Origin of the sequence: Roseicyclus amphidinii, from assembly GCF_030163755.1 — a bacterium.
GTDB lineage: Bacteria > Pseudomonadota > Alphaproteobacteria > Rhodobacterales > Rhodobacteraceae > Roseicyclus > Roseicyclus amphidinii.
This window is the reverse complement of the sequence record NZ_JASJOE010000092.1, coordinates 1-9032: the sequence shown is the minus strand read 5'-3', so window position 1 is coordinate 9032 and position 9032 is coordinate 1. Positions and strand designations below refer to the sequence as shown.

Sequence of the window (9032 nt, the reverse complement as noted above, 5' to 3'; positions counted from 1 at the left end):
CTGGCGCGGCGCTTCGGGCGCGAGCTGGTCCGCCGCCTCGACCAGGCGCTGGGGGTGGAGCCCGAGCCGATCTCGCCCGCGGGCGCGCCGCTGCATTTCGCCATGCGCCTCAGCCTGCCCGAGCCCATCGGGCTGGAGGCCGACATCCTTGCCGGTCTCGACCGGCTCTTGCCGCCGCTCTGCGAGAAGCTGCGCGCGCGGGGCCGCGGCGCGCGGCGGCTGCGGCTGGAGATGCTCCGCGCCGAAGGCGGGACCGAGGCGGTCGAGGTCGGGCTTGCCCGCCCCGCCGACCGGCCCGACAGCCTGCGCCCGCTGTTCGAGCTGAAGCTGGGCGGGGTGGAGGCCGGTTTCGGCTTCGACGTGCTGCGGCTGGTGGCGACGGTGACCGAGCCCCTGCACGCCACCGAGCACAAGGGCGGCTGGGCCGTCGCCGCCGAGGCGCGCGCGGGGCGCAGCGCGGCGCAGGCACTCGACGACCTGATCGCGCGGATCGGCGCGCGCGTGGGGCTGGAGCGGATCACCCGCGAGCATCCAACCGACAGCCACATCCCCGAGAAGACCTCGGCCACGCAGGCCGCGGCCTACAGTGCCCCCGCCGCCGACTGGCCCGAGCCGACGCGGCCGCGCCCGCTGACGCTGTTCCGCCCCGAGCCGGTCACCGCGCCCGACGATCCCACGCCCCCCGTGCGGTTCCGCTGGCGCGGGCGGGTCTTCGAGACGCGGGCCGCCCATGGCCCCGAGCGCATCGCGCCGGAATGGTGGCTGGACGACCCCAACTGGCGCTCGGGCGTGCGCGACTACTGGCGCGTGGTGACGACCGAGGGGCACCGGCTGTGGCTGTTCTACGCCCATGGCGGCGCGGCCTCGGGCGGGTGGTTCGCGCAGGGCGATTTCGGCTGACACGGCGCGCCACGCGGCACTGTCCACGGGGCCGTGACAATCGGCAGCGGGGCCGGGAACCGTTGACCAAATATCTGACAGGTCGTCAAAAAACCGTCTTTTCAACCATGTTAAGACTCCGTTAACCTCTGGTTGAGCGCCTCTGGTTTCGGGGGGTGTCGGGATCACGATTCCCTACGTGGCCCCGCAAGACAGGATACCGGCCCGCAGATGCCGGATCACGAGCAGCAGTCGACCCATGCGCCCGGCGGCGTCCGGCACCGGCCTGTCCGGTGTTGGCAATCGTGATGTTGGTCTTGTGTGTGAGTGATGCTGTTCGGCGTTCTGCCCCTGTTGCTTCTGGGCCTCGGCCTGACCTTCCTGCTCGATGGCGGGTCAGGAGGCGAAACGGCATCCGGGGATGACACGCAACAGCCCGACACCCCGCCTGACCCGGACACCCCGCCCGACCCCGAAACGCCACCCGCGACGGATGGCCCCCTGACCCTGACGCCGGGCGACGACCGGCTCGACATGGGCACGACCGACGCCTCCGAGGTCGACGCGCTGGGCGGCAACGACACGATCACCGCGGACGTGCAGCGGCCGCTTGTGCTGACCCTCGGCGAGGGCGACGACGAGGCGCAGGTGACCAACGGCTTCGCCGAGGTCGATGCCGGCGCGGGCGATGACAGCGTCCTGATGACCGACGGCGCTCTTCTGGCCTTTCTCGGCCTCGGCAACGACACGGTCGAGGGGATCGACGGCCAGACCGAAGCCTATGGCGGCGACGGCAACGACCTGATGAGCTCCACCCAGTTCGACGACACGCTCGACGGCGGCGCGGGCAATGACACGATCACCTCCTTCGATGGCGAGAACCGCCTGCTTGGCGGCGCGGGCGACGACCTTGTGACCGGCGGTTTCGACAACGACACCATCCTGGGCGGCGAGGGCAACGACACGCTGAACGGTGGCGACGGCGGCGACGACATCCTGATCGGCGGCAGCGGCGACGACCTGATCGACACCGACGGCCGCGGCGACACGCTGTTCGGCTACGCCGGCAACGACACGCTGAGCGCCTATTCCCTGAGCAGCCTCGAGAACGACCTGCCGGGCGCGGTGCTGGACGGCGGCACCGGCGATGACGACCTGATGGGCGATCTCAACGCCACCATGACCGGCGGCGAGGGGCAGGACGATTTCACCGTGGTCACCGAGTTCGGCAGCCCCGACAGCCCCGCGGTGATCCGGGATTTCAACCCGTCCGAGGGCGACCGCCTGTTCCTGACCATCACGCCCGAGTTTTTCGGCGATCCGCGCGACGGCCCCGATTACGAGGTCACCCGACAGCTGGCCGCCAACGGTTTCGGCATCGAGATCCTCGTGAACGGCGAGGTCTATGTCACGCTCGAAGGGCTCACCACGCTGGACGGCTGGACCGTCACCGTGAGGGAGAATTTCATATGATCCCGACCGCGACCCATCCGGCCTGCCTCTCCGCATCCTCCGCATTCTCCGCATTCCCCGACCGGCACCCGTCGCAGGGCGCGACGCGCACCCCGGCGGTTCAGTTCAATCGAAAGTGAACCCATGCTCTTCATCCTTCCCCTTCTGCTTCTCGGTTTCGGCCTGACCTTCCTGCTGGACGGCGGCGGCGATGACGACACCTCCGGCGGGTCCGAAGACAAGTTCAACGGCACATCCGGCGATGACGCGATCACCGTCACCGATGGCAGCCAGGCGCGGATCTCGACCTTTTCGGGCGACGATACGCTGCGCATCGCGGATGATGGCGACTTCCGGCTCGACCTCGGCTTCGGGGCGGACAGGGTCGTGCTGCAGGGCGATGGCGACAGCACCGTCTTCGGCGGTGGTGGCGCGGACGTGGCGCAGGCGGGGGCGGGCAATTCCTCGTTCTTCATGGGCACGGGCAACGACATCGTGCTGGGCGGCACCGGCGACGTGACCGCGCGCGGCAACGAGGGCGACGACACGCTGACCGGCGGCAGCGGCGACGACAGGCTGTTCGGGGATGCCGGTGACGACGTGATCGAGGGCGGCGCAGGGGTCAACGCGCTGTTCGGCGGCGTGGGCAACGACCTGATCACCGGCGGCAGCGACCGCGACGAGATCGACGGCGGCAATGGCGCCGACACGATCGACGCCGGGGATGGCCCGAACCTGGTGTTCGGCGGCGAGGGCGCTGACCAGATCGCGGCGGGGTCCGGCAGTGACCGGCTCGAGGGCGGCACGGGCAATGACACGATCGAGGGCGGCGAGGGCGCGAACGTGATCCTCGGCGAGGAGGGCGACGACAGCCTGACGGGGGGCGATGACAGCGACGTTCTGGACGGCGGCGACGGCAACGACAGGCTGCTTGGCGGCGACGGGATCGACGTGCTGTCGGGCGGGGCCGGCGATGACTTCCTCTTCGGCGAAGAGGGCAACGACAAGATGTTCGGCGACGACGGCAACGACACGCTCTTCGGCGGTGGCGGCCCCGACTTCCTGTCGGGCGGCGCGGGCAACGACCTGTTGAACGGCGGCGACGGCACCAGCAGCGACCGGCTGGTCGGCGGCGCGGGCGACGACACGCTGAACGGCGGCGGCGGCGACGATACCCTCGAGGACACCGAGGGGCGGAACGTGCTGAACGGCGGGTTCGGCGCGGATGCGCTGACCGCCGGGGCGGGCAGCACGCTGACCGGCGGGTTCGGGGCCGACGACTTCGTCATCGAGGCGCTGGTCGGCACCGAGCAGGAGCCGGCGATCATCACCGATTTCGACATCGCCGAAGGCGACGAACTGGCCGTGGTCATCACCTTCGACGAGGGCAACCCGCCGCCCGAGGGCACCAGCTTCGCGGTCACGCGCCAGCTGGCCGCCGATGGCAGCGGCGCCGAGGTGCTGGTCAACGGCGCGGTCTACGTCAAGCTGGAGGGGCTCAATACGCTCGACGGCTGGGCCGTGGATGTCAGGTAGACCGGCGGCGACGGGCCTCTTGCCTTCGGCCCGGCCCGCGTGAGACTGGACAGGTCCAACACGCCGGAGGGAGGACCCGACGATGCCCGGCACAGACCAACCCGACCGTGGCTTCCGCATCCGCGGCCTTGGAGAGATCGCCATCCGCTGCGATGACCTTGCGGCGATGGCGGCCTTCTACGAAGGCATTCTCGGGCTGGAGCGGCTGGAGGGGAACGCGAGCGACGGCATCGTCTTCTACCGCCTCGCCGAGGGGTTCCAGGGTCACACGCAGGTTCTGGCGCTCTTCGACAAGGGGTATGTCGCGCGCCCCGGCCTGCACCCGGTCGCCGCCGACAGGCCGGAAACCGGCGCGCGCTCCTCGCTGCATCACATCGCGCTGAACCTGCCCTTCGCGGAGCAGGAGGCCGCGATCCGCTGGTTCGAGGCGCAGGGCCTTCCGGTTCGGGTGGAGCAGTTCGGCTGGATCGGCTGGCGCGGCGTCTTCACGCAAGACCCCGAGGGCAACACGGTCGAGCTGGTGGCCTACAGCCCGGACATGCTGACCGGTTAGAGCGGGTCGCGTTCATTCGCATTCACGCGGCCCGCTCCAACGGTTTGATGTCGCATGTTCGAGGCGCGCAAAACCGGTTCCCACTTTTGCGCAACATGCGCGCGGCCTTCATCTTCCTCCAAATACGGCGGGGGGTCCGGGGGGCAGAGCCCCCCGGCGGATCGACGCGCGCAGCGCGGCGAAACCCCTCGGGCGTCAGACCGCCGCTTTCCGCATCTCGTCGAGGTAGATCTCGCGCAACCGCGCGGTCACATGCCCCGGCGCGCCGGTGCCGATGGGCGTGCCGTCCATCTCGACCACGGGCATCACGAAGCTGGAGGCCGAGGTGATGAAGGCCTCGTCCGCGGCCTTGGCCTCTTCCACGGTGAAGGGGCGTTCCTCGACCGTCATCTGCGCCTCGCGGGCGAAGCGCAGCACGGCGGCGCGGGTGATCCCGTGCAGGATCTCGGTGCCGAGGTGGCGGGTCACGATGGTGTTGCCCTTGACGATATAGGCGTTGTTCGAGGTGCCTTCGGTCACGTGGCCATCCTCGACCATCCAGGCGTCATCGGCGCCCGCGGCCTTGGCCATCATCTTGCCCATCGACGGGTAGAGCAGTTGCACCGTCTTGATGTCGCGGCGACCCCAGCGTTGATCCTCGATCGAGATGACCTTGATCCCGGTCTTGGCGGCGGGCGCGTCGGCCAGCCCGGGCTTCGCCTGCGTGAAGAGCACGATGGTGGGCTGCGTGCCCGCGGCCGGGTAGGCGAAATCCCGATCCGCCGCGCCGCGGGTGATCTGGAGGTAGATCAGCCCCTCCTCGATGCCGTTGGCGCGCACCAGCTCGCGGTGGATCTCGAGCAGCTCCTCCTCGGTCACCGGGTTTGCCATCTGCAGCTCGTCGAGCGAGCGCTGGAGGCGCTTTGCGTGACCGGCGAAGTCGATCAGCTTGCCGCCCAGAACGCTCGTCACCTCGTAGACGCCATCGGCAAACAGGAAACCGCGGTCGAAGATCGAGACCTTGGCCTGATCCTCGGGCAAATACTCTCCGTTGACGTAGACGGTGCGGGTCATGGTCGGCGCTCCTTCAGGCTGGACAGGATGCTGTTTCCGCCCGATCCGCCCCAAGGTCAAGCGCAGCGCGTCAGGCCAACAGCATCCAGACCGCCACCGCCGCCAGCATCCCGGCGAAGCCGAGGTTGAGACGCCGGGCCGAGCGGTCGGCGCGGAACAGGCGGGCCAGCCTGTCGCCCAGCACCGTCCACGCCGTGAAGGCCATCAGGTTGTTGAGCGTGAACACCGTGGTGATCCACAGAACGGCATCGATGCGGGGCGCGGTCGCAGTGGGCAGGAACTGGCTGAACATCAGGGCGATGATCAGGTAGGCCTTGGGGTTGAGCAGCAAGAGCACCGCACCGCCCCCGGCCCCCATGGGCCGCGCAGGCCCGGTGTCGCGCAGCACCCCCGCGCGCGCGATGGACAGCGCCAGCCACAGGACATAGGCCGCACCGGCGACCTGCATGGCGCGTGCGAGCCCCGGCGCACTGCCCACAAGGCCGAACAGGCCGATGCCGATGCCCAGCGTCACGATCCATGTGGCCACGTGATACCCCAGCGACGCCGGAAGCGTCGCCCGCGGGCCGAAGCGTGCGCCATTGGCGGCGAAGACCATGTTGCCCGGTCCGGGGCTGTAGGCCAGCGGCAGCAAGAACAGGATGAGGGCGAGGGTATCGGGCATGGTGGCCTCGGGCTGCGAAGACGCCATGACCGTTAGCCGCGTCACCCGCCCGCGGGCGACCCGGAAGCTGCGCAAACACCCGGTTTCAGCCCCAGAGCGTCGAGGGCGGCGGGTGCAACACCGACCCTTCGAAGACCAGCGGTGTGGCGCGGTCCTCGGCCAGCAGGAGCGGCCCGTCGAGGTCCACGATCGCCGCGCCCTGCGCCAGCAGGACGGCGGGGGCCATCGCCAGCGACGAGCCCACCATGCAGCCGACCATCACGCCGTAGCCCTCGGCCTCGGCCTGCGCCTTCAGCGCCAGCGCCTCGGTCAGGCCGCCGGTCTTGTCGAGCTTGATGTTGACCATGTCGTATTTGCCCTTGAGGCCCGGCAGGCTGGCGCGGTCGTGGCAGGATTCGTCGGCGCAGACCGGCAGGGGGCGGGCGATCTCGGCCAGCAGGTCATCCTGACCGGCGGGCAGGGGTTGCTCCACCATCTCGACGCCGAGGCGCAAGAGGTGGGGGGCGAGGTCGGAATAGACCTCGGCGGTCCAGCCCTCGTTGGCGTCCACGATGATCCGCGCCTCGGGCGCGCCGGCGCGGACGGCCTCCAGCCGGGGCATGTCGTCAGGCGTGCCGAGCTTGATCTTGAGCAGCGGGCGATGCGCGTGGCGGGCGGCGGCGGCCCGCATCCGCCCGGGCGTGTCGAGCGAGAGAGTGAAGGCGGTGACCACGGGGGCGGGCACGGGCAGACCGGCCAGCACCCAGACCGGGCTGCCGCTGCGCTTGGCCTCCCAATCCCAGAGCGCGCAATCGACGGCGTTGCGCGCGGCCCCGGCAGGCAGCGCGTCTTGCAGCGCTTGCCGGGTGATGCCCTGCGCCAACCCCTCGATCTCGGCGGTCACGCTGTCCAGCGTCTCGTCGTAGCGGGCGTAGGGCACGCATTCGCCGCGGCCCGTCACGCCGTCGCGGGTGACCGTGACGGTCAGAACGCGCGCCTCGGTCCGAGAGCCGCGGGAGATGGTGAAGGCCTCGGCCAGGCGGAAGGTGTCGGGCGTGACCGAGATCATAGCGCCTCCAGCGCGTCGGCGAGCCTTGCGGCCCCCTGCCGGAACGGATCGACCGCGGGCAGGCCCATGCGCTTTTCGGTGGCTTCGAGGTAGCTCAGCGCCTCGTCCTCGCCCATGGCGGCGGTGTTGATCGAGATGCCGACGACCTGGCAGGCCGGGTTGGCGATGCGGGCCAAGGGCAGCGCGGTGTCGCGCAGGGCCTCTAGGCTGGGCAGATCGTAGCCCGGCAGGCCGCGCATGTGGGCGCGGGTGGGCTCATGCGACAGGATCAGCGCGTCGGGCTGGCCGCCGTGGATCAGCGCCATGGTCACCCCGGAATAGGAGACGTGGAACAGGCTGCCCTGCCCCTCGATATGATCCCAGTGGTCGGCGTCATTGTCTGGGGTCAGCCATTCGACGGACCCGGCCATGAAATCGGCGATCACGGCGTCGAGCGGCACGCCCTCGCCGGTGATGAGGATGCCCGTCTGGCCGGTGGCGCGGAAGCTGGATTTCAGGCCGCGGGCCTTCATCTCGGCATCGACCGCGAGGGAGGTATACATCTTGCCGACCGAGCAATCGGTGCCGACGGCAAGGCAACGCTTGCCGGTCCGCTTCACCCCGTTGGCGATGGGATATTGCACCGACGGCACACGCACATCGTGCAGCTTGCGGCCACAGGCGCGGGCGACGGCGGCAAGGTCTTCCTCGTCGCGCAGCAGGTTGTGCAGGCCCGAGGCGAGGTCAAAGCCCTCTTCCAGCGCCTGCACCAGCACCTTTTTCCATTCCTTCGAGATGACGCCGCCGCGGTTCGCCACACCGATCACCAGCGTCTTCGCCCCCGCGGCCTTCGCCGTGGCGAGGTCCATGTCGGGCAGGCGCACGTCGGCGCGGCATCCCTCCATCCGGAACTGGCCGACGGCATTGTCGGGGCGCCAGTCGCGGATGCCCTGGGCCACCTTGGCGGCCAGCTGGTCGGGCGCGTCGCCGAGGAAGAGGAGATAGGGGGTTTCGATCATGGCAGAGCCTCCGAAGGCGGGATTCGCTCGTGCAAGGATAAGGCGCAGCCGCCGCGGAAGGGTTGCAACCTGCCCCGCTCGCAGGGCGCATTGTCGAAGATTTGTGCGCAGGGGCACCCCGTGGCGCGAAATTCCTGCGCCGGTCAGGCCAAAGGCAGAAGACCCGCCGGCCGGTCCGCGGCCTGTTCGAAATCCACCGGCGCGCTGCCGGTGGCGGCGGTGTTGCGCTTGAATTCGTAGCGCATGAGGTCGCCGACCTCTTCCGAGGCGACGATCAGCGCCTGATACAGGTGCCGCGGGCCGTCGTAGATGTCGATGAAGCCGCGCAGCCTGGGTGCGGTGTCGGCCTCGACGGCAAAGCCCTCCTCGGTCATCTCGAGGATCGGATAGGCTTCGTCGCCGACATGGACGACGCGGGTCGCCCGCTTGCGCCGCTCGGATTTGCGGGCGGCGGCGAGTTCCTCACGAACGGCATCGGGCAGGTAGTCCGACATGGCCTTGGTCCTTTCGGGCGCGACTGGCGTGGAAGATGGCGCAAAATTGGATTCGGTCAATGAAATGAATATGCTGCAGGTGCAAACGTTTCCCGCGCGCCACAGGGGTGCTGGACGTGGTTACCGGAAATGCGGTAAAATCGGTTATCGGGCGCAGGTGCCCGTGACGGATGGGCAAGAGATGAGCACGACCGACGCGGGGCACCCTGCCCTCGCCTTTCTCAACACGGTGACGGATGACGGCAAGACGCGGGCCGTCAACAGCTTCGCCGTTGGCGAGGGGCTGCTGGCGCATCTGGTCGCGGCTGGGGCGGCGCCCCGCGGCCTGCCCGTGCCGGGCGGGCGGCAGGTGGCC

9 protein-coding genes are annotated in these 9032 nt (G+C 69.6%); 4 read left to right on the top strand and 5 right to left on the bottom strand.

What is annotated here, in order from left to right; translation table 11 throughout:
* From QQK83_RS17965 to QQK83_RS17950, 4 genes are all read left to right on the top strand, one after another.
* Positions 1 to 900 (top strand): DUF6504 family protein (locus QQK83_RS17965; RefSeq protein ID WP_349816245.1); only part of this gene is annotated, 900 nt, incomplete at its 5' end.
* 309 nt (positions 901 to 1209) lie between these two features.
* Entirely contained in the window at positions 1210 to 2352 is a 1143-nt protein-coding gene (locus QQK83_RS17960) for a calcium-binding protein (protein ID WP_284266627.1), read from the top strand.
* A 123-nt stretch (positions 2353 to 2475) separates the two neighbouring features.
* Positions 2476 to 3867, top strand: coding sequence for a calcium-binding protein (locus tag QQK83_RS17955; RefSeq protein ID WP_284266625.1), 1392 nt, complete (start codon positions 2476 to 2478; stop codon positions 3865 to 3867).
* An 82-nt stretch (positions 3868 to 3949) separates the two neighbouring features.
* On the top strand, positions 3950 to 4420 hold the full coding sequence (locus tag QQK83_RS17950; RefSeq protein WP_284266623.1) for a VOC family protein: 471 nt from the start codon (positions 3950 to 3952) through the stop codon (positions 4418 to 4420).
* 195 nt (positions 4421 to 4615) lie between these two features.
* On the opposite strand, the gene QQK83_RS17945 is transcribed toward QQK83_RS17950, so the two are convergent.
* The 5 genes from QQK83_RS17945 to QQK83_RS17925 all read right to left on the bottom strand — a co-directional run bounded on the left by QQK83_RS17945 (position 4616) and on the right by QQK83_RS17925 (position 8677).
* Positions 4616 to 5473 (bottom strand): D-amino-acid transaminase, encoded by an 858-nt coding sequence (locus tag QQK83_RS17945; RefSeq protein ID WP_284266621.1) that lies wholly within the window; start codon positions 5471 to 5473, stop codon positions 4616 to 4618.
* 70 nt (positions 5474 to 5543) lie between these two features.
* A complete protein-coding gene (locus QQK83_RS17940) occupies positions 5544 to 6182 on the bottom strand; it encodes a LysE family translocator (protein ID WP_284266619.1) in 639 nt (212 codons plus the stop codon).
* 40 nt (positions 6183 to 6222) lie between these two features.
* A complete protein-coding gene (gene dgcA / locus QQK83_RS17935) occupies positions 6223 to 7185 on the bottom strand; it encodes an N-acetyl-D-Glu racemase DgcA (RefSeq protein WP_284266617.1) in 963 nt (320 codons plus the stop codon).
* A complete protein-coding gene (dgcN, locus tag QQK83_RS17930) occupies positions 7182 to 8183 on the bottom strand; it encodes an N-acetyltransferase DgcN (protein WP_284266616.1) in 1002 nt (333 codons plus the stop codon). The genes dgcA and dgcN overlap by 4 nt, the downstream gene beginning before the upstream one ends.
* Positions 8184 to 8326: 143 nt before the next feature.
* Positions 8327 to 8677 (bottom strand): hypothetical protein, encoded by a 351-nt coding sequence (locus tag QQK83_RS17925; RefSeq protein WP_284266615.1) that lies wholly within the window; start codon positions 8675 to 8677, stop codon positions 8327 to 8329.
* Positions 8678 to 9032: the final 355 nt, after the last annotated feature.